The following is a 21,138-nucleotide window of genomic DNA, read 5'->3' on the forward strand; positions in this document are numbered from 1 at the left end:
TCACCAGCCACGGGGTGGCCTCCACGCTGCACCAACACTCTGCATGATGACCACAGTCATTCACAAAAAATACTTGGTATGCACCATCAGAGTGAACAAAGCACACTATTGAGTTCTCAAACAACGAGCCTGTCTCGGCAACGCAACTCCCGAATCTTCGGAAGCCCGCTCCCGCGGCCGCCGGATCAACTGTAGTCCAGTCTTCCCGGCCGGTCAACCCGGCGTTTCCGCCGTGTTCACCTGCTGCTCCCCTTCCTCCCACATCGTGGTCGGGCGAAGCAGCGGATCTCCACTCTAGACCATCGGATCATCCGGCGCAAGCCGGTGCCGCGGTCCACGTGGGCCGCGCCGCCGCGGACCCTTCCGGGCCTCTCGGCGACTCGGTCAACAGTACACAGGCCACCGGAGGCCGGCAAGCCGGAGGAGCATGACGTGCATCGCACTTCCCGCGGCCCCCGGCCACCCGCCTGCGCTCAGGCCGCGGCCGCCCGACGTCGGGCCACCTCGTACAGGGTGATGCCCACCGCCATCGAGGCGTTCAGGGACTCCATCGCGCTGTCGATCGGGATGGAGACGATCTGATCGCAGTTCTCCGCGACCAGCCGCGACAGGCCCTTGCCCTCGGAGCCGGCGACGATGCACAGCGGCTCCGTGGCCAGCTCCAGCTCGGGCAGGGAGACCTCGCCGTCCCCGTCCAGCCCGACCACGAACACGCCCTGGGTCTTCAGGTCCTGGATGACCCGCGTCAGGTTGGTCGCCTTCGCCACCGGGATCCGCGACGCCGCACCGGCGCTGGTCTTCCAGGCCGAGGCCGTGACACCCGCGGCCCGGCGCTCCGGGACGATGACCGCCTGCCCGGCGAAGGCCGACACGCTGCGGATCACCGCCCCCAGGTTGCGCGGATCCGTGATCCCGTCCAGGGCCACGAACAGCGGGGGACGCTGCAGACGCCCCTCCTGCCAATCCGCCATGACGGCCCGGGTCAGATCCCCGGCGTCGGGGTACTTGTACTGCGGGATCTGCAGGGCGACCCCCTGATGCACCGCGCCCTCGGTGAGCCGCTCGATCTCGCTGCGGGTGATCTCCAGGGCCGGCACGTCCAGCTTGGTCACGGTCGCGACGATCTCCTTGACCCGCTCATCGGCCTCGATGTTGGCCATGACGTACAGGTGCTTGGCGGGGATCCCCGCGCGCAGCGACTCCAGGACCGCGTTGCGCCCGGTCACCAGCTCCTCGCTCGTGCGCTTGCCGCCCAGCCGCTGGGAGGTGCGCCGGGCGGTGTTGGTGGCCTGGCGGTTGGCCGCGGCCCGCTTCATCTTGTGCGCCTTGTGATAGGGCCGGTCCTCCGCCTTGGGCGTAGGGCCCTTGCCTTCCAGGGCCTTGCGGCCGTGCCCGCCCGTGCCCTTCAGCGGACCCTTCTTGCCCTTCCGGATCGCCCCGGGTCGTCTGCTCTCAGCCATCTTCTGGTGTCCTCCGCGTCTTCGTGTCCTGCATGGGCGAGGGCCACCCGGCCCATCGCGTCGTCGTGTCCTGCGTGTGCTCCCGCCCGGAGCCTCACACGCTCCAGGTCGAGCCCTCGGGGCCGTCCTCCACCCGGACCCCGGCCGCGGCCAGCTGGTCCCGCAGCTCATCGGCGCGCGCCCACTCCCGCTGAGCCCGGGCCTGCGCGCGCTGATCCACCAGCGAGCGGACCAGGGCATCCAGGGCACGGTGCTCGGCATCCCCGTCGGAGCCTGCCGAGCCGGCGAAGCTCATCAGGGGGCTCAGCCCGAGCACGTCGGTCATCGCCCGCACCTCGCGGGCGCGGGCCGCGGCATCCTGCGTGCGTCCCTCGGCCCGAGCGGCGTTGCCCGCGCGCACGGTCTCGTGCAGCACGGCCAGGGCCTGCGGGACGTTGAGGTCATCGTCCATCGCCTCGCCGAAGGCCTCCGGGACCTCGCCGGCCTCCGGGACCCCCGCCGCGACGAGGAAGGCCTCCACCCGCTCGACGGCGGTGCCCGCCTCCTCCAGGGAGGTCGGCCGGTAGTCCAGCACGGAGCGGTAATGGGCCTGACCCAGGTAGTAGCGCACCGCCAGGGGTCGGGCCGCGGCGAGCATATCCGCCGGAGAGACCGTGTTGCCGATGGACTTGGACATCTTCTCGCCCTCGTAGGTCACCAGCCCGTTGTGCAGCCAGAAGTTCGCGAAGCCGTATCCGGCCGCGGTGGACTGGGCCAGCTCGTTCTCGTGGTGCGGGAAGCGCAGGTCCAGCCCGCCGCCGTGGATGTCGAAGCGCTCGCCCAGATACTTCCCGGCCATCGCCGAGCACTCCAGGTGCCAGCCCGGCCGGCCTCGGCCCCACGGGGAATCCCAGGAGGCCGTCAGCGGCTCGCCCTCCTTGTGTCCCTTCCACAGGGCGAAGTCCCGGGGGTCGCGCTTGCCGCGCGGATCCGCGTCCGGGACGTCCTGCATGTCCTCGACCCGCTGGCGGGTGAGGCTGCCGTAATCCGGCCAGGAGCGCACGTCGAAGTAGACGTCACCGGAGTCATCCAGGGCGGGGTAGGCGTGGCCGCGCTCGATCAGCCGGGCGATCAGCGCGTGCATCTCCGGGATGTGCCCGGTGGCCCGCGGCTCGTAGGTGGGCGGGTCGATGCCCAGGGCCGCGTAGGCGTCGGCGAAGACCTTCTCGAAGCGGTAGGCCAGCGCCCACCACGGCTCATCCGGGTGCTCCCCCGCGTAGCCCGGGGCACTGGAGGCCTCGGCGTTGGCGAGGATCTTGTCGTCGATGTCCGTCACGTTGCGCACCGTGGTCACCCGGTACCCGCGGTGCTGAAGCCAGCGCCGCAGCAGGTCGAAGACCAGGGCGGAGCGGACGTGGCCGATGTGCGGGGCGCCCTGGACGGTCGCGCCGCAGTAGTACAGCCGGGCCTCACCCGGATGCACGGGCTGGAAATCGCGGATGGCGGCGGTATCGGTGCTGTAGAAACGCAGACTCACCCGGCCCAGTCTACCGATGCGCCCCCGCGCGGCAGCGCCGTGCGGTCACACCGGTTCACCCGCGCACGACGACGGGCGCGCCCCCTCCGCGCGGGAAGGGGGACGCGCCCGTCGTCGGCTCCGCGGCGGGGCCGCGGAAGTCACTTCTTCGCCGGCTCGGCCTCCTGGGCGGCCTCGGTGCCCTCGGCCAGGATCCGATCCAGCTCCGCCTCCGCGGCGTCCTCGTCGATGTCCCGCGCCAGGGCCACCTCCGAGGAGAGGATCTGGCGGGCCTTGGACAGCATCCGCTTCTCCCCGGCCGACAGGCCCTTGACCTGCTCGCGACGCCACAGATCGCGCACCACCTCGGCGACCTTCAGCACGTCGCCGGAGGCCAGCTTCTCCGTGTTGGCCTTGAAGCGCCGGGACCAGTTGGCGGCCTCCTCGACATCGGAGGCCTGCAGCACGGAGATGACCTCGGCCAGGCCCTCCTCGTCGACGACGTCGCGCACCCCGACCATGTCCACGTTGTCCGCGGGGACCTCGATCGTCAGATCCCCCTGGGCCACCTGGAGCTTCAGATAGGTCTTCTCCTCGCCCTTGATCACGCGGGTCTTGATCTCCTCGATCGTGGCCGCTCCGTGATGCGGATACACGACGGTCTCGCCGACCTCAAAAAGCATATGGTCTACCCCTTTCAGCCCGCCTATCCTAGCACGCGCGTGGGCTTGCTCACCGATCCCGACCGGTCGGGCCGCAACCCGGGTGCACCGGAAGGCACCCGGGCGGCACGACGCGGCCATACCCACCGCGGGTGTCATGCTGACGCATCGTCGCCACAAGGGGCTAGACTGGGGCCGCACAGGCCCTGCCCCCGACCGCGCCCACCCGGGCGCGAGACGGACACGGCGCACCGCATCACCACATCTCGAGGAGTCCTACGTGACGTTCGCACCCCGCTCAGGCGCCCGCCGCATCGGAGCGACCGCGGCGCTGGCCGCGGCCGTGCTCACGGCCACCGCCGGCTGCGGCTACATCCACCAGCAGCCCACGACCTTCCACTACGACGCCTCCGACGGTGTGAGTGCCAACGTCGGAGACATCCGGGTGCGCAACATCATGGTCGTCGCCAACGACGCCGACTCCGAGGGCCGCCTGCTCGGCACCGTGCTCAACGGCGCGGACCGGGCGGCGACCGTCACCGTGGACACCGGCAAGGCCACCGCCCGCATCGAGGTGCCCGCCAACTCCGAGGTCCACCTCGAAGACGACGAGACCCTCGTGGACCCGGCCGGGGTGCTGCCGGGCAAGATGCTGGAGGGCACGAAGATCTCCGTGGGCGGGCAGTCCACCACCACCGACGTCCCCGTGCTCAACGGCGCGCTGGACGAGTACCGCCAGTACATCCCCGGCGGCTCCGACTACACCCCGCCGGCCAAGCCCACCGAGGGCCACGGGCACTGATGACCCCGGGGCCGAGCGCCCCTCCCCCGTCACCCGCACGCGAGAACGGCCCCGCCGCCTGCCCAGAGCAGGAGGCGGGGCCGTCGTCGTGATCGGCGGCCTTCGCCCGGCCCGGCCTCAGTCCTCGAACTTGTAGCCCAGACCCCGGACCGTGACGAGGTGGCGGGGGTGGGAGGGGTCCGGTTCGATCTTGGAGCGCAGCCGCTTGATGTGCACATCCAGGGTCTTGGTGTCCCCGACGTAGTCGCTGCCCCAGACCCGCTCGATCAGCTGCCCGCGGGTCAGCACCCGCCCGGCGTTGCGCAGCAGCAGCTCCAGCAGCTCGAACTCCTTCAGCGGCATCGACACCGCCTCCCCCTGCACGCTGACCACGTGCCGGTCCGGGTCCAGGCGCACCGGCCCACCCTGCACCACCGCGTCCACCGGATCCTCCCGATCCGTGCGGCGACGCAGCACCGCCCGGATCCGGGCCAGCAGCTCCCGGGAGGAGTACGGCTTCGTCACGTAGTCATCCGCGCCGAGCTCCAGACCCAGCACCTTGTCGATCTCCGCGTCCTTGGCCGTGAGCATGATGATCGGCACGGAGGAGCGCTGACGCAGCTGGCGGCACACCTCGGTGCCCGACTGCCCGGGCAGCATCAGATCCAGCAGCACCAGATCCGCCCCGGAGCGCTCGAAGCGCTCGACGGCGTCCAGGCCGTCCTCGCTGACCGTCACCTCGAAGCCCTCCCTGCCCAGCAGGAAGGCCAGCGGCTCGCTCAGGGCCTGCTCATCCTCCACCACCAAGATCCTCGTCATGCTCCGGTCTCCTCCTTCCGGTCCCGGAGCCTGCCGGGACCGACCTCGTGTGCGTGTGCTGTGCGTGCTGCGGTCTCGGCCGGCGCGGGCACGCGCCCCGGGGTGGCCGGGGCGGTGAGCACCTCCACCGGCGGGGCCGGGGAACCCGCGGGGATGCCGTCGCCCTCGGCCAGCTCGCGCTGGGCCTGCTCATCCACCTCCGGCAGGCTCATGGTGAACGTGGAGCCCTGCCCGGGGGTGGACCAGACGCTGATCTCCCCGCCGTGCTGGGCCGTCACGTGCTTGACGATCGACAGTCCCAGGCCCGTCCCGCCGGTCTGCCGGGAGCGGGCGGCGTCGACCCGGTAGAACCGCTCGAAGATCCGATCCTGCTCCGCCTCGGGGATGCCCGGGCCCTGATCCTTGACCGAGATGCGCACCGTGCCGTCCTTGGAGCGGATCCCCACCCCGATCCGGGTGTTCTCCGGGGAGTAGCGGATCGCGTTGTCGATGAGGTTGCGCAGCGCCGTCATGAGCATCTCCGGGTCCCCGTGCACCGGGCGCGGCGCCGTGCCGCCGATGCGCAGGGAGATGGACTTGGCCTCGGCCGGCAACCGGTTGCGGTCCACGGCCTCGCGCACCGTCCGGTTCACATCCACCACCCGGCCCTCCTGGACCACGTCCGTGCCCTGCAGGCGGGAGAGCTCGATGACGTCGTGCACCAGGGCCGTGAGCCGCTCGGACTCCTTGTGCAGGCGGCGGGTGAAGTGGCGCACGGCCTCCTCGTCCCCGGCCGCGGAGTCGATGGCCTCGGCCAGCAGACGCACCGCGCCCACCGGCGTCTTCAGCTCGTGGGAGACGTTGGCGACGAAGTCCGTGCGGATCGCCTGGGCCCGGGTGATCTCCGTGCGGTCATCGGCCAGCAGCAGGATGTACTCATCGGCCACCGGCGCGATGCGCACGTTGAGGATGAGCACCGAGCGGCCCGAGGCGCCGCGGGAGATCTCCACGGTGCGCTCCACGATGACGCCGCTGCGCCGGACCTGGCGGATCAGCTCCACCAGCTCCTCCTGCACGATCTCGTGCCCGCGCACCAGGCCGTAGGCGTAGGAGGCCTGCGAGGCGCGCACGACGCCGTCCACCGCGTCCACCACCACGTAGGCCCGGCCCACGACGGCCAGCACCTGCGCGGCGCCGTCGCTGATGACCGGCTCCTCCACCAGGGCCCAATCCGAGCGCTGGCGGTCGCTGCGGCGCATGGCGACGTGGCTGAGCAGGCCCAGCCCGGCGCCGATCAGACCGCACAGCACGGCGATGGCTACGGGACTCACGGGCACCAGCTTAGCGGGGCGCCTGCGCCCATCGGCCTCCGACGACGCCCGGCACCGGAGGTTCACCTGCCGTTCATCCCCGCGCGCCCCGCCCGTTCATCCCGGCCCGGCACCATGGGAGACCGATGCGCCCCGCCGCGTCCCTCGCCGCACCATCGCGGCGTCGGGCACCCGCGGGGCGGCCCCACCCACCATGAGCGCCCCGCAGACCGAGAGCCCGGGCGCAGGAAAGGACCGAGCACCGTGCGCACCGTCTTCCAGGCCGAGCTCCAGCAGATCGGCGAGGACCTCGTGGAGATCTCCGATCTGGTGCGCGCCGCACTGATCCGGGCCTCCGAATCCCTGTTCGAGGCCGACGTCGAGCTGGCCGAGGAGGTCATCTCCGATGATGCCCGGATCGACCTGCGCCAGACCCAGCTGGATGAGCGCGCGATCGACCTGCTGGCCCTGCAGGCCCCGGTGGCCTCGGATCTGCGCCGCATCGTCGCGGCCCTGCGGATGAGCGCGTCCCTGGAGCGCATGGGGGATCTGGCCCGGCACCTGTCCCAGACCGCGCGGCTGCGCTACCCCGAGTCCGTCATCCCGGAGCCCCTGCTGGGGACCTTCCGGGAGATGGCGGACCTGGACCTGCGCATCGTGGAGGCGGTGACCCGGCTGCTCACGAGCCAGGACCTGGCCGACGCCGACGCGATCCACACCGCGAAGGCCCGGCTGAACGAGCTGCACGCCTCCGTGTTCGGGTCGGTGGCCGAGGGCGGCTGGTCCCCGGAGACGACCGTGGACATCGCCCTGGTCTCCCGGTACCTGGAGCGCTTCGGGGACCACGGCGTCGCGGTGGCCCGGAAGGTGGCCTACCTGGTCACCGGGGAGTGGGACGCCGGGCGGGACCTGCCCTCCGCCCCCTGAGCCCGGCCGGCCGATCGGCCGGAGGCACGACCCGGCTCAGGATGGGGCCGGGCACCGAGCATCCCCGCAGAGACGGGGGAAGGGGCCCGCACCGAGCGACTCGGTGCGGGCCCCTTCCTCCGTGGGCGCCGGGTGCGGCGGACGGGCTACTTGCCCTGGTTCGCCACGGCCTTGATGGCCTCTTCGGCGTTGGGATCCAGGTACTCGCCGGGCTTGACGGGCTTCAGGTCCTCGTCCAGCTCGTAGTACAGCGGGATGCCGGTCGGGATGTTCAGCCCGGAGATGTCCTCATCCGAGATGCCGTCCAGGTGCTTGACCAGCGCGCGCAGGGAGTTCCCGTGCGCGGCGACCAGCACGGTCTTGCCGGCCTTCAGGTCCGGGACGATGCCGTCCTTCCAGTACGGCAACATCCGCTCGAGCACGTCCTTGAGGCACTCGGTGCGGGGGGCGTCGGCCACGTCCGCGTAGCGGGGGTCATGGGCCTGGGAGAACTCGTCGTCGTCCTCGATGGCCGGCGGCGGCACGTCGTAGGAGCGGCGCCACTGCATGAACTGGTCCTCGCCGTACTTCTCGCGGATCTCGGACTTGTTCTTGCCCTGCAGCGCGCCGTAGTGCCGCTCGTTCAGGCGCCAGCTGCGCTTGACGGGGATCCACAGGCGGTCCGCCTCATCCAGGGCGATGTTCGCGGTGTTCATCGCCCGGCGCAGCAGCGAGGTGTGCACGACCTCGGGCAGGATGTCGCGCTCCTTCAGCAGCGCGCCGCCCTTCTTCGCCTCCGCGCGTCCCTGCTCGGACAGGGGGACATCCACCCATCCCGTGAACAGGTTCTCCTTGTTCCATTCGCTCTGTCCGTGCCGCAGCAGCACGAGCTTGTATGTCTCAGCCATGCCCCCATTCTCGCACCGACGGCGGGGTCAGGGAAGGACCGGCACGGGGTGCGCCGCCTCGCACCGGGTGGGGACGCGGCTCTCAGCGCCGACGCCGCGGGGCCACCTCCGGCTTCACATCCGCCAGGTACACCCCGACGATCACGGCCGCTACCAGCTGCAGGAACAGGGAGGAGCTGCCGCCGCCGAAGGAGGTCCACGCCGAGAGCAGCGCGACCAGCAGGCTGCCGCCGGTCAGCGCCAGCCAGAAGCCCTTGGTCCGCTTGCCCATGACCTCGAAGGCGCTGGGCTGGGCGGAGACCGCGGTGACGAAGGCGTAGATCGCCAGCACGACCAGCAGCAGGGCCAGGGCGAGGTTGATGCCGAATTCCAGGGCCATCACGATGCGCAGCACGAACATGTGCCACAGCCTAGCCGAGACCCCCGCCGCACGGGCTGTCCCCAGCCGCCCCGCGGCCGCGGGGCGGGGTTCGGATACCCTGGGCAGGTGACTGACGCGCTGAGCTACCACCCTGAGGCCCCGGGCACCGCCGACCAGGCCCTGCCCGGGACGTTCCTGGCCCTGGAGGGCGGGGACGGCGGCGGCAAGTCCACCCAGGCCCGGCTGCTGGCCCAGCGCCTGGAGGCCGCCGGGGCCGACGTCGTGCTGACCCGCGAACCCGGCGGCACCCCCCTCGGCGAGCGCGTCCGCAAGCTGCTCCTGGACCCCGACCACGGCGAGATGGACGCCCGCGCGGAGGCCCTGCTCTACGCCGCGGCCCGCGCCGCCCACGCACAGCAGACCATCCGCCCGGCCCTGGCCCGCGGGGCCGTGGTGATCTGCGACCGCTACCTGGACTCCTCCGCGGCCTACCAGGGCGCCGGACGCGGCCTCGGCGAGCAGACGATCGCGGACCTGTCCCGCTGGGCCACCCGCGAGCTGCTGCCGGATCTGACCCTGTTCCTCCAGGTGCCCGACGACGACGCCCGGGCCCGCCTGGCCGCCCGCGGCGAGGCCCCGGACCGGCTGGAGGCCGAGCCGGACGCCTTCCGTTCCCGCACCGCGGAGGCTTTCCGGGCCCTGGCAGCCCGCGGCGGGAGCCGTCAGGCCGTGGACGGGCGGGGCGAGGTGGCCGAGGTGGCCGCGCGCATCGACGCTGTGATCGGCGAGCACCTGCCGTACCTGGGTGCGCTGCTCACCGGTACCGCTGCACCGGAGACCCGGCCGTGAGCGTCTGGGATCAGCTGGTGGGCCAGGAGGCGGCCGTGGCCCAGCTGCGTCGGGCCGCCGCCCAGAGCTCCCCCGCCCACGCCTGGCTGTTCACCGGCCCGCCCGGCTCCGGGCGCTCCACCGCCGCCCGCGCCCTGGCCGCAGCCCTGCTGTGCGAACGGGAGGACCCGGAGGAGCGCGGCTGCGGGCGGTGCCGCTCCTGCCGCACCGCGATGGCCGGCTCCCACGCCGACGTCACGGACTTCGCCACCGAGAACCTCACCATCAAGATCGAGGAGGCCCGGGACCTGGTGGTGCGCGCCCAGGACCGGCCCGCCGTCGGACGCTGGCGGATCATCATCGTGGAGGACGCGGACCGGATGCCCGAGCGCACCTCCAACGTGCTGCTCAAGGCCATCGAGGAGCCGCCGCCGCACACCGTGTGGCTGCTGTGCGCCCCCAGCCCGGTGGACGTGCTGGTGACCATCCGCTCCCGCTGCCGCCCCGTGCGCCTGAAGGTCCCCGCCCCCGAGGAGGTGGCTCGACTGCTCAGCCGGCGCGACGGCGTCGAGGAGACCACCGCGCTGCAGGCGGCCCGCCTGGCCCAGGGGCACGTGGGCATCGCCCGGCGTCTGGCCCTGGATCCGCAGGCCCGTCAGCGCCGGGAGGACGTGGTGCGCCTGCCGCTGGGTCTGGACGGGATCGGGGCGGCCGTGGCCGCGGCGGATCGGCTGATCGCCACCGCGGAGGCGGAGGCCGCCGCGGATGCCGAGGAGCGCAACGAAGCCGAGCGGGCGCAGCTGCTGGTCAGCCTGGGCGCCCCGGAGTCTGGGCGGCTGCCGCCGAACATCCAGGCGGCGGTGCGCCGACTGGAGGAGGACCAGAAGCGCCGCTCCCGGCGCATCCAGGTGGACACCCTGGATCGCTTCCTCATCGACCTGTCCACCTTCTACCGGGACGTGCTGACCCTGCAGCTGGAGTCCGGCTCCACCCTGGTCAACCGGCACCTGCAGCGGGAGCTGGCCGACTACGCGCTGAACTCCTCCCCCGAGCGGACGCTGGAGCAGCTGGACACCATCGCCCTGACCCGCCGGCGGATCTCCACCAACGCCAACCCGCGCCTGGCCTTCGAGGCGATGGCCGCGGCCCTGATGCTGCGGCACTGACGGCGCGGGGGCCGTCGGAGCGCCGACGCCGCGGGCGGGCCGGGCGCCGAGCCGGCGGGGCCCGGGCCCGCCCCGAAAGGTCTCAGTTGCGGAAGCCGTGCACCGGGGAGGGGATGGTCCCGGAGCGGGCGACGAAGACCTCCGGGGAGGCCTCGTGCACCGGCATCACCGGGGCCCGGCCCAGCAGGCCGCCGAACTCCACCATCTCCCCGACCCCCAGCCCGATCGCCGGGATCAGGCGCACCGCGGTGGTCTTGTGGTTCATCACCCCGATCGCGGCCTCGTCGGCGATCATCGCGGACAGCGTGGCCGCGGAGGTCTGCCCCGGCACGGCCACCATGTCCAGACCCACCGAGCAGATCGCGGTCATCGCCTCGAGCTTGTCCAGGGTGATCGCCCCGGCCGCGGCGGCCTCGATCATCCCGATGTCCTCCGAGACGGGGATGAAGGACCCGGACAGCCCGCCCACCCGGGAGCAGGCCATCAGCCCGCCCTTCTTCATCGCGTCGTTGAGCAGGGCCAGGGCCGCCGTCGTCCCGTGGGTGCCGACCGTCTCCAGGCCCAGCTCCTCCAGGACCCGGGCCACCGAATCCCCGACCTCCGCGGTGGGCGCCAGGGACAGGTCCACGATCCCGAACTCGGTGTACAGGCGCTGGGAGGCCAGGGACCCGACCAGCTGCCCCACCCGGGTGATCTTGAACGCGGCCTTCTTGATGGTCTCCGCGGCCACATCCAGCGGGGCGCCGGGCACCTTCTCCAGGGCCCGCTTGACCACCCCCGGCCCGGACACGCCCACCGAGATCACGGTGTCCGCCTCCTGCACCCCGTGGAAGGCGCCGGCCATGAACGGGTTGTCCGAGACCGCGTTGGCGAAGACCACCAGCTTGGCGCAGCCGAAACCGTGGGCGTCCGCGGTCAGCTCCGCGGTCTCGCGAATCACCTGCCCCATGGTGCGCACCGCGTTCATGTTGATCCCGGCGCGGGAGGAGCCGATGTCCACCGACGAGCACACGACGTCGGTTTCGGCCAGGGCCTGCGGGATCGAGGCCATCAGGGCCCGGTCCGCCGGGGTGGCCCCCTTGTCCACCAGGGCGGAGAACCCGCCGATGAAGTCCACCCCCACGGCCTTGGCCGCGGCGTCCAGGGTGCCGGCGTACTCGGTGAGGTCCTGCTCCCCGCTGGCGGCGGCCACCAGGGCGATCGGGGTGACCGCGACCCGCTTGTTGATGATCGGGATGCCCAGCTCCCGTTCGATCCCCTGGCACACCTGCACCAGCCGGGCCGCGCGGGTGGTGATCTTCTCGTAGATCCGACGCCGGGCGGTCTCCCCGTCCCCGTCGATACAGTCCAGCAGGGAGATGCCCATGGTGACCGTGCGGATGTCGAGGCGGTCCTCCTCGATCATCTGGATGGTCTCGAGGATGTTCGCGTTGGTGTCGATCATGCGGGCCCCCTAGAGCTGGTGCATCGCGTCGAAGATGGCCTCGGACTGGATGCGCACGATCACGCCCATCTGCTCCTGCACCGCGGCCATGTCCTCCTGGATCGCCTCGATGGAGCCGGCGGCGTCGTCGAAGGAGCCCTGCATGATCATGGTGAAGTACCCGTCCATGAGGGTCTGGGAGACGTTGAGGATGTTCACCTCCAGCGCGGCCAGGCGGGTGGCGACCGCGGCGATGATGCCCACGCGGTCCGGGCCGGTGACGGTCAGGATGATCTTCATGGCTGCTCCTCGGTGTGCTGCCGGGTGGATGGGGTCTCGGTGGGGTGCGGGGCCTCCCGGCCGTAGGCCCGGCGCAGGGAGATCCGCCCGTCGTCGTTGATCATGCGGGCCGTGCCGCGCAGGTCGATGGGACGGCCGCGGGAGTCGAAGGCGATGCCCACCCACCGCGAGCGCGGATCCGAATCGATGAGCACGGCCTTGAAGAACAGGGTCAGCGGCACCGCGAGGATCGCGCCGAGCGGCCCGATGACGGCGGACCAGAACATCAGGGACAGGAACGTGACCGTGGTGTTCAGCCCGACGGCGTCGCCGGTGATCTTCGGCTGGATCACCGCCTGGGCGACGAAGTTGATCACGGAGAACCAGACGATGACCCACAGCGCGGTGGCCGGGCCGCCGTCGAGCAGGCCCAGCAGCGCCGGGGGGATCACCCCGATGACGAAGCCGATGTTGGGGATGTAGTTGGTGACGAAGGCGAACACGCCCCACGTGAAAGCCAGGGGCACCCCCAGCCACAGCAGCACCAGCCAGTCCAGGGCCGCGACGATCGCACCGAACACGGTGTTGACGATCCAGTACTTGGAGGTGCGGCGGGAGAAGTCCTCGAAGGCCTGGCCCAGCCCCTGCTGGGCGGCCAGCAGCTGGCCCCGGCGGCCCTGGATGATCGTGGAGTCGATCATGAGGAAGGCCACGACCATGACGAGCACGAACAGCTGCGAGCCGACCGAGGACAGCCCGGTCAGCACGGTGGTCAGGGCGGTGATGATGCGGCTGGGCTGGGCGTATTCCAGCACCGAGTTGCCGAGGTCCGTCTCGTTGATGCCCCACTGGGTCAGCAGATCCCGCAGCTGCACGTAGAGGGTCTGGAACTTCCCGGCGTAGTCCGGGGCCTTCTCCACCAGGGCCATCACGGAGTAGGCCATGGACCCGACGATGGCCAACAGGATGGCGTACAGCAGCACCGCCACACCCGCGCCGGCGATCCAGCCCGGCACCTTCCGGTCCGTCAGCCACAGCCGCAGGGGACGCACCGCGATGACCAGGGAGAAGGCGAGGAAGGCCGGACCGAAGACGTCCGCGACGTACTGCAGTCCCACCATGAGCACGACGAGCCCGGCCAGGGTCAGCACGGAGACCGCGCCCAGGGGCGCTCCCGGGCGGGGGGTTGCCGCCGGGTCCGCCTCCACCGCCTGCGGCTCGTCCTGCCAGGGGGCCAGGTCGCTGCGGTGCGGCGTGATGGGGCGGGCGGAGCCGGTCCGTTCGGGGTCCTGGGCGGCTGCCTCCGGATCCTGGGCGGACGCCGTGGAGCCCTGGGCGGGCTCGGCCGGGCGCGGCTCAGACATGGCTGGCGCAGTACAGTCGGCCGGCCCCGGTCAGGACCAGGTCATCCGGGGTGCCGGTGTGCAGCAGGGAGTCGGTGCCGCGCAGCCGGTGGACGACGCCGTCCGGGCCGGTCACCTCGACCTCGCCGTCGGTGCACAGCAGGGCGGAAAGCCCCTCGCAGCGGAAGCTCAGCGGCTCCTGGCCGTCCAGATCCAGCCGGGTCACGCTCAGCGTCGGGTCCCAGGTGGCGTAGCGGTGCACGCCCGGGGCCACCTCCTCGGGCCCGCGCAGCGGCGGGGCCGGCTGATCCGGGACCAGCACGGTGAGCATCTGCTCCACGTCCACGTGCTTGGGCGTCAGGCCCGCCCGCATGACGTTGTCCGAGGCCTCCATGATCTCCACGGCCGTGCCGGAGACGTAGGCGTGCACCTGCCCGGCGGGGGTGTGCGCGGACTGGCCCGGCTCCAGGAACAGCTGGTTCATGGCCGTGGCCACGAGGATGCCCCGGTCCCCCGGGTACGCCTCATCCAGCAGCAGCACCAGGTCCGCCAGGGCGGTGATCCGCTCCCCGGCGGCCTCCTGATGGGCGGGGGTGCGGTGCGGGTCGAAGGGGTGCTCGACCGCCCAGTCCCGGGCCGCGGCCACCGTGACCTGCAGGTCCCGGGCCGCGGCGGCGTCGTCGGCGTCGAAGATGGCGCGGATCAGGGCGGCGGCGTCCAGCTGCGCCTTCTCCGCCAGCCACCGCAGATCCAGGGCCTCGGCGATCTCGCGCAGCTGCTCGGCCGGGCGGATGCCGGTGAGGATGCGCACCGGGGAGACGGCGATGACGGTCTCCGGCTTGGCGCCGCGATCCCTGTAATTGCGATGCGGGGCATCCACCGGGACCCCGGCGGCCTCCTCCGCGGCGAAGCCGACCTCGGCCTGCTCCCGGGAGGGGTGCACCTGCAGGGACAGGGGCGCGGCGATCGCCAGGATCTTGAACAGGAAGGGGAAGCGGTCCGCACCCTCGGGCAGGAACCGCTGCGGCTCGGCCTCCACGGCCTCGGCCAGGGAGCGCTCGACTCCGTCCTGCACCAGGACGGACGGGGACTTGGGATGCGCGCCGACCCACAGCTCGGCCTCCGGCTCCGGGGCGGGCACGGGGGCGCCCCGCATCTGCGCGAGCGTGTCCCGGGTGCCCCAGGCGTAGTGCTGGATCGGATTGCGCATGGCATGAAGGTGGCCCATGGTCCCCCATGAAACCACACCGGGCGGGAGCATCGGGCGTCACCCGCGCCGGTGCATCTCCAGGCCGGGCGGGGGCTCACCGGCTAGAGTGGGCGCCGTGAGCATTGATCTTTCCGAATCCTTCAAGGCCTACGATGTCCGCGGCATCGTGGGCGAGACCATCACCGCCGAGACCGTGGAGGCCACCGCCGCCGCGTTCGTGGACGTGCAGGACCTGGCCGGGACCACCGTGCTGGTGGGCGGGGACATGCGCCCCAGCTCCCCGGAGTTCATGGACGCCTTCGCCCGCGGGGCCACCGCGCGCGGGGCCGACGTCGTGAAGATCGGGCTGATCTCCACGGACGAGCTGTACTTCGCCTGCGGCGTGTTCGACGCCCCCGGGGTCACCTTCACCGCCTCCCACAACCCGGCGCAGTACAACGGGATGAAGATGGCCAAGGCCGGTGCGGTGCCCGTCTCCTCCGAGACCGGGCTGTACGAGATCCGGGACCTGGCCCAGCGCTACCTGGACGACGGCGTCCCCGCCGGTGAGCGCACCGGGACCGTGGAGGAGCGGGACATCCTGGCCGACTACGCCCGGTACCTGCGCGACCTGGTGGACCTGTCCGGGATCCGGAAGCTGAAGGTCGTGGTGGACGCCGGCAACGGCATGGGCGGGATGACCACCCCGGCCGTGCTGGGCGATGCGAAGCTGGAGGCCCTGCCCCTGGAGATCGTGCCCCTGTACTTCGAGCTGGACGGCACCTTCCCCAACCACCCGGCCAACCCGCTGGAGCCGGCCAACCTGCGGGATCTGCAGGCCGCCGTCGTCGAGCACGGGGCGGACCTGGGCCTGGCCTTCGACGGAGACGCCGACCGCTGCTTCGTCATCGACGAGAAGGGCGAGCCGGTCACCCCCTCGGCGATCGCGGCCCTGGTGGCCGAGCGGGAGATCGCCCGCGCCCAGGCCGACGGGAACGAGCAGCCGGTGATCATCTACAACCTGATCACCTCCAAGGCCGTGCCGGAGCTGGTGGAGGCCAAGGGCGGGCGCGCGGTGAAGACCCGCGTGGGCCACTCCTTCATCAAGGCCGTCATGGCCTCCGAGCACGGGGTGTTCGGCGGGGAGCACTCCGCGCACTACTACTTCAAGGACTTCTTCAACGCGGACACCGGCATGCTCGCCGCGATGCACGTGCTGGCCGCCCTGGGCGGGCAGGACAAGCCCCTGTCCGAGCTGGCCGAGCAGTACAGCCCGTACACGGCCTCCGGGGAGATCAACTCGACCATCGAGGACAAGGCCGCCGCGGTGGACCGGGTGCGCGAGGCCCTGGCCGGTGAGGACGTGACCGTGGAGGACTCCGACGGCACCACCTTCACCTCCGCGGCCGAGGGCTGGTGGTTCAACCTGCGCCCGTCCAACACCGAACCCTTCCTGCGCCTGAACGTGGAGGCCCCGGACACCGCGACTATGGAGCGGGTGCGCGACCGCGTGCTGGGGCTGGTGCGCCAGGAGGGGTAGGGCTCTCCTGCGCTGCGGCGCGGCGCGGGCCGCGCCGCGCCTGCGCCGTCGCCGACCCGGCGCTTTCGTGCAGGCTCTTCATCGACCCGGCGCTCTCGTTCCCGGAATCCGGATTTCCGGGAACGAGAGCGCCGGGTCGCTGCGTGGGTGGGTACGGGAGCGCCGGGTCGGTGCGGGATCAGGGGGCCGATGGGGCCCGCTCAGGCCGCGGCCGGCTCCTCGCGGGCCTGGTCGTGCAGCATCCACTGGTCCGGGCCGAAGATCTCATAGCGGATGCGCTGGCCCGGCACGCCGGCGTCGACCAGCTGCGAGCGCACGTCCTTCATGAACGGCAGCGGCCCGCACAGGTACGCCACGGCGTCGGCCGGCACGTCCAGCTCGGGCACCCGCACGCGCCCGGCGTGGTCTCCCTCCGCCGACGCCGTCGTGCAGGAGATCAGCCGGCCGTGCGGCAGGCGGGCCACCAGCTCCGCCAGCTCCTCGCGCAGCGGCCAGGAGGCGAAATCCCGCGCGGTGTGCACCACCGTCACCTCCCGCTGGGAGCCCTGGCGCACCAGCTCGGAGACGAACGCGATCATCGGGGTCACGCCGATCCCGGCCGAGAACAGCCACAGCGGACCGTCGCCGTCGTCCCCGAAACCGCCCAGCGTCACATCCCCGTACGGGTTGGAGATCTCGATGACGTCCCCCTCGGTCAGCTTGTCCAGGATGATCGGGGTCATCTCCCCCGCCGGGTCCAGCTTGACCGCGATGCGCCGCTGCCCCGGCTCACTGGGCAGCAGGGTGAACTGGCGCGGCTGCAGCAGACCGTCCTCGGCGCGGCAGAAGATCGAGACGTACTGCCCGGCCTGAGCCGGGGTCATCGGGGTGTCGTCGGCCGGCTCGAAAGTCAGGTCCGCGACGTCGTCGGCGGCCCGCACCCGGCGCACCAAGCGGAACGGCGCGCGCATCACGTCATTGGCCTGCACGGCGTAGAGCCCCTTCTCCAGGGCGATCAGGGCGTCGGCCATCAGCCAGTACACCTCGGTCCACGCCGCCACGACCTCCTCGGTGGCTGCCTCCCCCAGATCCTTCGCGATCGCCCCGAACAGGTACCGGTACACGGTCGGGTACTCCTCCGGGCGCAGCCCCAGCGAGGCGTGCTTGTGGGCCACCCGGGAGAGCACCTCCTCCGGGTACGAATCCGGGTGCTGCACGATCCACTGCGCGAACACCGCGATGGACCCGGCCAGCGCCCGCGGCTGGGTGCCCTCCAGCTGCGAGGAGCGGGAGAACATGCCGTCCATCAGGTCCGGACGGGCGGCGAACATGTCCCGGTAGAACACCGGCGTGATGTGCGGGATCCGCTCGGCGATGACGGGCAGGGTCGCCTCGACGACGGGGCGGGACTTCTCGGAGAGCATGGGGCTCCTTCCTCCGGTGATGGGATGCCCTTAAAAACTAGCACGGGAGATGCTGAATATGTCGGGGATGGCGCCCTTGCGGGGCGGGGCCGACGGCGCGCACCGAGACGGCGCTCCGGTGCACCGGCTTCACCGACCCGGCGCTCCGGTTCCCGAATCTGGCTTTTCTGGGAACGAAAGCGCCGTCTCGCGCAAGGGTGGGAACGAGAGCGCCGGGTCGCGGTGAGGCGGGAGGGTCCCGAACCCGCGCGCGCCCCGGGAAGGGTCAGGCGAGGGCGTCCTGCGGGGGGCGCAGGCCCAGCTGCACCATGACCGGGCCCATCTGTCGGGAATGCGGCAGCTCGGAGATGATCACGGCGTCCAGCTCCGCGTAGAAGGCCTCGCGCGCCCGGTTGAGAACCCCGCGCAGGGAGCACAGGTGGTTCAGGGGGCACTCGCCGTCGGGCGCCTCGCACTCGACCATCGGCTGGTCCCCCTCCAGCTCCCGCAGCAGGTGGCCCACGGACTCCCGACGTCCGGCCTCGGTGATCCGCACCCCGCCGAAGCGCCCGCGGGTGGCCTGCACCAGCCCCAGCCCGCTCAGGCGCGCCACGGCTTTGGCCACGTGGTTATAGGGGGTGGCCACCCCGTCGGCCAGCTCGTGGGTGGTCAGCTTGGAGCCCTCCGGCACCCCGGACAGCAGCATCATCACCCGCAGCCCGACGTCGGAGAACGCGGTCAGCTTCATCTGCGCGGCCTCCTCCCCCTGGTCCTGATCCGCCGCACCGGACACGACGACGGGGCCCGGAAACCGACTCCTCGATTCCCGGACCCCGTCATCGGCATGCGGTCCATCCTAGCGGCGGCGGCCAGCCGCCGTCGTCGGGCCGCGGCTCAGGCGCCCAGGCGCCGGGCCAGGGCCTCGCGCTGCTCGCGGATCTGCGGCGGCACGTGGTCCCCGAGCTTCTCCAGCCACTCGTCGATCCCGGGCAGCTCCTTCCTCCACTCCTCGGCATCCACCCGCAGGGCCGCGGCCACGTCCTCCGGGTCGGCATCCAGCCCGTCCAGGTCAAGATCCTCCGGGGTCGGGACCACGCCCACCGGCGTCTCCTGGCCGCCGCCGGTGCCGTTGAGCCGCTGCACGATCCACTGGATCACCCGGGAGTTCTCCCCGAAGCCCGGCCACGCGAACCCGCCGTCGGGGGTGCGGCGGAACCAGTTGACGTAGAAGATCCGCGGCATGTTCTGCTCGCCGTGCTGCTGCGCGATGTCCAGCCAGTGGTGCAGGTAGTCCCCGGCGTTGTAGCCGATGAACGGCAGCATCGCCATCGGATCCCGGCGCACCACGCCCACCTGGCCCTTGGCCGCGGCCGTGGTCTCCGAGGACAGCGTCGCCCCCTGGAACACCCCGTGCTCCCAGTCGAAGGACTCCGAGACCAGCGGCACCGTGGTCTTGCGGCGCCCGCCGAAGATGATCGCGGACAGCGGCACGCCCTCCGGGTCGTGGTACTCCGGGGCGAGCATGTCCACCTGGTCGATGGGCGTGCAGAACCGGGAGTTCGGGTGCGCGGCCGGCCGACCGGAATCCGGGGTCCAGTCCTGACCGGTCCAGTCCGTCAGGTGCTCCGGGACCTCGTCGGTCATGCCCTCCCACCAGACCCCGCCGTCGTCGGTCAGCGCCACGTTTGTGAAGATCGTGTTGCCCGCGGCCACCGCGCGCATCGCATTGGGGTTGGTGGACCAGCCGGTGCCGGGGGCGACGCCGAACAGCCCGGCCTCCGGGTTGATCACGCGCGGGCGCCCCTCGGCATCGAAGGTGATCCAGGAGATGTCATCCCCGACCATCTCCGCGGACCAGCCCTCCACCGTCGGGTGGATCATCGCGAAGTTCGTCTTCCCGCAGGCCGACGGGAAGGCACCGGAGATGTAGTGGACCTCCCCCTGCGGGTCCGTGACCTTCAGGATCAGCATGTGCTCGGCCAGCCACGCCTCGTCGTGGGCGATCGCGGAGGCGATGCGCAGGGCGTAGCACTTCTTGCCCAGCAGCGCGTTGCCGCCGTACCCGGACCCGAAGGACCAGATGGCCCGCTTCTCCGGGAACTGCACGATGTACTTCTCCGGGTTGCACGGCCACGGCACGTCCTGCTCGCCGTCGGCCAGGGGCGCGCCGACGGAGTGCAGGCACTCCACGAAGAACGCGTCCTGCCGGGTCATCTTCTCCAGGACCTCCGAGCCGATGGTCGCCATGATGCGCATCGAGCACACCACGTACGCGGAATCGGTGATCTCCACCCCGTAGCGGGGCTCGGCCGCATCCAGGTGCCCCATGACGAAGGGGATCACGTACATGGTCCGCCCGCGCATCGCCCCGCGGAACTTCTCCGTGAGGATCCCGCGCATCTGCTGCGGATCCATCCAGTTGTTGGTGGGGCCCGCGCCTTCCTCGGTCTCGGTGCAGATGTAGGTGCGCTCCTCCACCCGGGCCACATCCTCCGGATCGGAGAACGCGGCGAAGGAGTTGGGGAACTTCTCCTCGGCCAGGCGCACGAACGTCCCGGCGTCGACCAGCTCGGTGGTCAGCCGATCCCACTCCTGCCGGGAACCGTCCACCCAGTGCAGCTGCCGCGGCTGGGTGAGCTCGGCGACCTCCCGCACCCACTCCAGCAGGTGCCGGTGCGTGGTGGGCGCGTTCTCCAGCGCCTCGCGCACGGCCGGCTCCAGGCCGCTGGTTCCGACGACGTTGTCAGTCATGAGATTCCCTTCAGGTCCGGCCCGCACGTCGGGCCATCACGCACTTCGTTGTGTTCGGCGCTCTCCCGGTGTGGCCACGGCAGCGATCCATCGGAGAGAGGGGACGACGCAGCCACGCGGGTGGGAGCCCGTGTGATGGGACCAGCGTAACCCGGAACGCCCGGGGCTGCGGCACACGTGACACGGCGACGACGTCGAGGCTCTGGGTGGGTCCTGACGCCGCTGGACGTGCGGGCCTCTCACGCTCTGCACGCGGGGTCAGCCTGACGACCGGCGCGGGGGTGCGAGTGGGAGCGGGCCGGTTCCCCGGGTGGTCTGCGTGGGAGCTGCTCGCACTCTGATCGCGCTCTGCAACCGAGGTCACAGCCCGGCGATTGGCGCGAACCCGGGGGCGCGTGTACGCTGGTATCTGGTTCGAGCGAGCGCTTCGGCGCTCGTGATCGCGGACCAGGCGCCTGTAGCTCAACGGATAGAGCATCTGACTACGGATCAGAAGGTTGGGGGTTCGAATCCCTTCGGGCGCACCACATCGGAAGCCCCGTCACCACCTGGTGAC

19 protein-coding genes and 1 tRNA gene are annotated in these 21,138 nt (G+C 71.6%); 6 read left to right on the forward strand and 14 right to left on the reverse strand.

Translation table 11 applies throughout. The features are described from left to right. Window positions 1-473: 473 nt before the first annotated feature. The 3 genes from rlmB to NQ707_RS04250 form a co-directional block, all read right to left on the reverse strand. Window positions 474-1,460: a 23S rRNA (guanosine(2251)-2'-O)-methyltransferase RlmB gene (gene rlmB, locus NQ707_RS04240; protein WP_058730289.1), complete on the reverse strand. Its 987-nt coding sequence runs from the start codon at window positions 1,458-1,460 to the stop codon at window positions 474-476. A gap of 94 nt (window positions 1,461-1,554) precedes the next feature. Then, window positions 1,555-2,976, reverse strand: coding sequence for a cysteine--tRNA ligase (cysS, locus tag NQ707_RS04245; protein ID WP_404434941.1), 1,422 nt, complete (start codon window positions 2,974-2,976; stop codon window positions 1,555-1,557). Between the two features lie 140 nt (window positions 2,977-3,116). Further along, the gene (locus NQ707_RS04250) at window positions 3,117-3,638 is read right to left on the reverse strand and encodes a CarD family transcriptional regulator (RefSeq protein ID WP_058730287.1); all 522 of its coding nucleotides are present in this window, start codon (window positions 3,636-3,638) and stop codon (window positions 3,117-3,119) included. Window positions 3,639-3,897: 259 nt separating this feature from the next. Here NQ707_RS04250 and NQ707_RS04255 point away from each other — a divergent pair, with 259 nt between their 5' ends. Beyond that, complete coding sequence (locus tag NQ707_RS04255; protein WP_058730286.1) at window positions 3,898-4,419, forward strand: hypothetical protein; 522 nt, start codon at window positions 3,898-3,900, stop codon at window positions 4,417-4,419. Between the two features lie 117 nt (window positions 4,420-4,536). Here NQ707_RS04255 and NQ707_RS04260 read toward each other — a convergent pair whose 3' ends face one another. Both NQ707_RS04260 and NQ707_RS04265 read right to left on the reverse strand, forming a co-directional pair. Further along, window positions 4,537-5,217, reverse strand: a complete 681-nt coding sequence (locus tag NQ707_RS04260) for a response regulator transcription factor (RefSeq protein ID WP_058730285.1) — start codon at window positions 5,215-5,217, stop codon at window positions 4,537-4,539. Beyond that, complete coding sequence (locus NQ707_RS04265; protein ID WP_081046161.1) at window positions 5,214-6,527, reverse strand: cell wall metabolism sensor histidine kinase WalK; 1,314 nt, start codon at window positions 6,525-6,527, stop codon at window positions 5,214-5,216. The genes NQ707_RS04260 and NQ707_RS04265 overlap by 4 nt, the downstream gene beginning before the upstream one ends. Before the next feature lie 243 nt (window positions 6,528-6,770). Here NQ707_RS04265 and phoU point away from each other — a divergent pair, with 243 nt between their 5' ends. Beyond that, on the forward strand, window positions 6,771-7,433 hold the full coding sequence (gene phoU, locus NQ707_RS04270) for a phosphate signaling complex protein PhoU (protein ID WP_058730284.1): 663 nt from the start codon (window positions 6,771-6,773) through the stop codon (window positions 7,431-7,433). Window positions 7,434-7,579: 146 nt separating this feature from the next. Here phoU and NQ707_RS04275 read toward each other — a convergent pair whose 3' ends face one another. Further along, window positions 7,580-8,320: a phosphoglyceromutase gene (locus NQ707_RS04275; RefSeq protein WP_058730283.1), complete on the reverse strand. Its 741-nt coding sequence runs from the start codon at window positions 8,318-8,320 to the stop codon at window positions 7,580-7,582. Between the two features lie 82 nt (window positions 8,321-8,402). Then, window positions 8,403-8,720 carry a DUF2516 family protein gene (locus NQ707_RS04280; RefSeq protein WP_099049771.1) on the reverse strand — a complete coding sequence of 106 codons (318 nt, stop codon included), beginning with the start codon at window positions 8,718-8,720 and terminating at the stop codon, window positions 8,403-8,405. Window positions 8,721-8,807: 87 nt separating this feature from the next. On the opposite strand from NQ707_RS04280, the gene tmk reads away from it, so the two are divergent. After that, window positions 8,808-9,530, forward strand: coding sequence for a dTMP kinase (gene tmk, locus NQ707_RS04285; protein ID WP_081046158.1), 723 nt, complete (start codon window positions 8,808-8,810; stop codon window positions 9,528-9,530). Then, window positions 9,527-10,675, forward strand: a complete 1,149-nt coding sequence (locus tag NQ707_RS04290) for a DNA polymerase III subunit delta' (protein ID WP_058730282.1) — start codon at window positions 9,527-9,529, stop codon at window positions 10,673-10,675. Before tmk ends, NQ707_RS04290 begins: the two co-directional genes overlap by 4 nt. An 82-nt stretch (window positions 10,676-10,757) precedes the next feature. Here NQ707_RS04290 and NQ707_RS04295 read toward each other — a convergent pair whose 3' ends face one another. The 4 genes from NQ707_RS04295 to manA are packed head-to-tail and all read right to left on the reverse strand — an operon-like array spanning window position 10,758 to window position 14,930. Then, window positions 10,758-12,119 carry a PFL family protein gene (locus tag NQ707_RS04295; RefSeq protein ID WP_081046157.1) on the reverse strand — a complete coding sequence of 454 codons (1,362 nt, stop codon included), beginning with the start codon at window positions 12,117-12,119 and terminating at the stop codon, window positions 10,758-10,760. A gap of 9 nt (window positions 12,120-12,128) precedes the next feature. Further along, on the reverse strand, window positions 12,129-12,398 hold the full coding sequence (locus tag NQ707_RS04300) for an ACT domain-containing protein (protein ID WP_058730281.1): 270 nt from the start codon (window positions 12,396-12,398) through the stop codon (window positions 12,129-12,131). After that, complete coding sequence (locus NQ707_RS04305; protein WP_058730280.1) at window positions 12,395-13,741, reverse strand: AI-2E family transporter; 1,347 nt, start codon at window positions 13,739-13,741, stop codon at window positions 12,395-12,397. Before NQ707_RS04305 ends, NQ707_RS04300 begins: the two co-directional genes overlap by 4 nt. Then, window positions 13,734-14,930 (reverse strand): mannose-6-phosphate isomerase, class I, encoded by a 1,197-nt coding sequence (gene manA, locus NQ707_RS04310; protein ID WP_404434942.1) that lies wholly within the window; start codon window positions 14,928-14,930, stop codon window positions 13,734-13,736. Before manA ends, NQ707_RS04305 begins: the two co-directional genes overlap by 8 nt. Window positions 14,931-15,045: 115 nt before the next feature. On the opposite strand from manA, the gene NQ707_RS04315 reads away from it, so the two are divergent. Continuing rightward, window positions 15,046-16,449: a phosphomannomutase/phosphoglucomutase gene (locus tag NQ707_RS04315; RefSeq protein ID WP_058730291.1), complete on the forward strand. Its 1,404-nt coding sequence runs from the start codon at window positions 15,046-15,048 to the stop codon at window positions 16,447-16,449. A gap of 200 nt (window positions 16,450-16,649) precedes the next feature. Here NQ707_RS04315 and NQ707_RS04320 read toward each other — a convergent pair whose 3' ends face one another. The 3 genes from NQ707_RS04320 to NQ707_RS04330 form a co-directional block, all read right to left on the reverse strand. After that, window positions 16,650-17,852 (reverse strand): globin domain-containing protein, encoded by a 1,203-nt coding sequence (locus NQ707_RS04320; RefSeq protein WP_058730278.1) that lies wholly within the window; start codon window positions 17,850-17,852, stop codon window positions 16,650-16,652. Between the two features lie 265 nt (window positions 17,853-18,117). Then, the gene (locus tag NQ707_RS04325) at window positions 18,118-18,579 is read right to left on the reverse strand and encodes an Rrf2 family transcriptional regulator (RefSeq protein ID WP_058730290.1); all 462 of its coding nucleotides are present in this window, start codon (window positions 18,577-18,579) and stop codon (window positions 18,118-18,120) included. Window positions 18,580-18,725: 146 nt separating this feature from the next. Continuing rightward, entirely contained in the window at window positions 18,726-20,582 is a 1,857-nt protein-coding gene (locus tag NQ707_RS04330; RefSeq protein ID WP_061225419.1) for a phosphoenolpyruvate carboxykinase (GTP), read from the reverse strand. Window positions 20,583-21,033: 451 nt separating this feature from the next. Here NQ707_RS04330 and NQ707_RS04335 point away from each other — a divergent pair. Then, window positions 21,034-21,109 (forward strand) — tRNA-Arg (locus tag NQ707_RS04335). Window positions 21,110-21,138 lie beyond the last annotated feature (29 nt).

The sequence above is a fragment of the Rothia sp. BD8 genome (assembly GCF_044878465.1).
Lineage (GTDB): Bacteria > Actinomycetota > Actinomycetes > Actinomycetales > Micrococcaceae > Rothia > Rothia kristinae.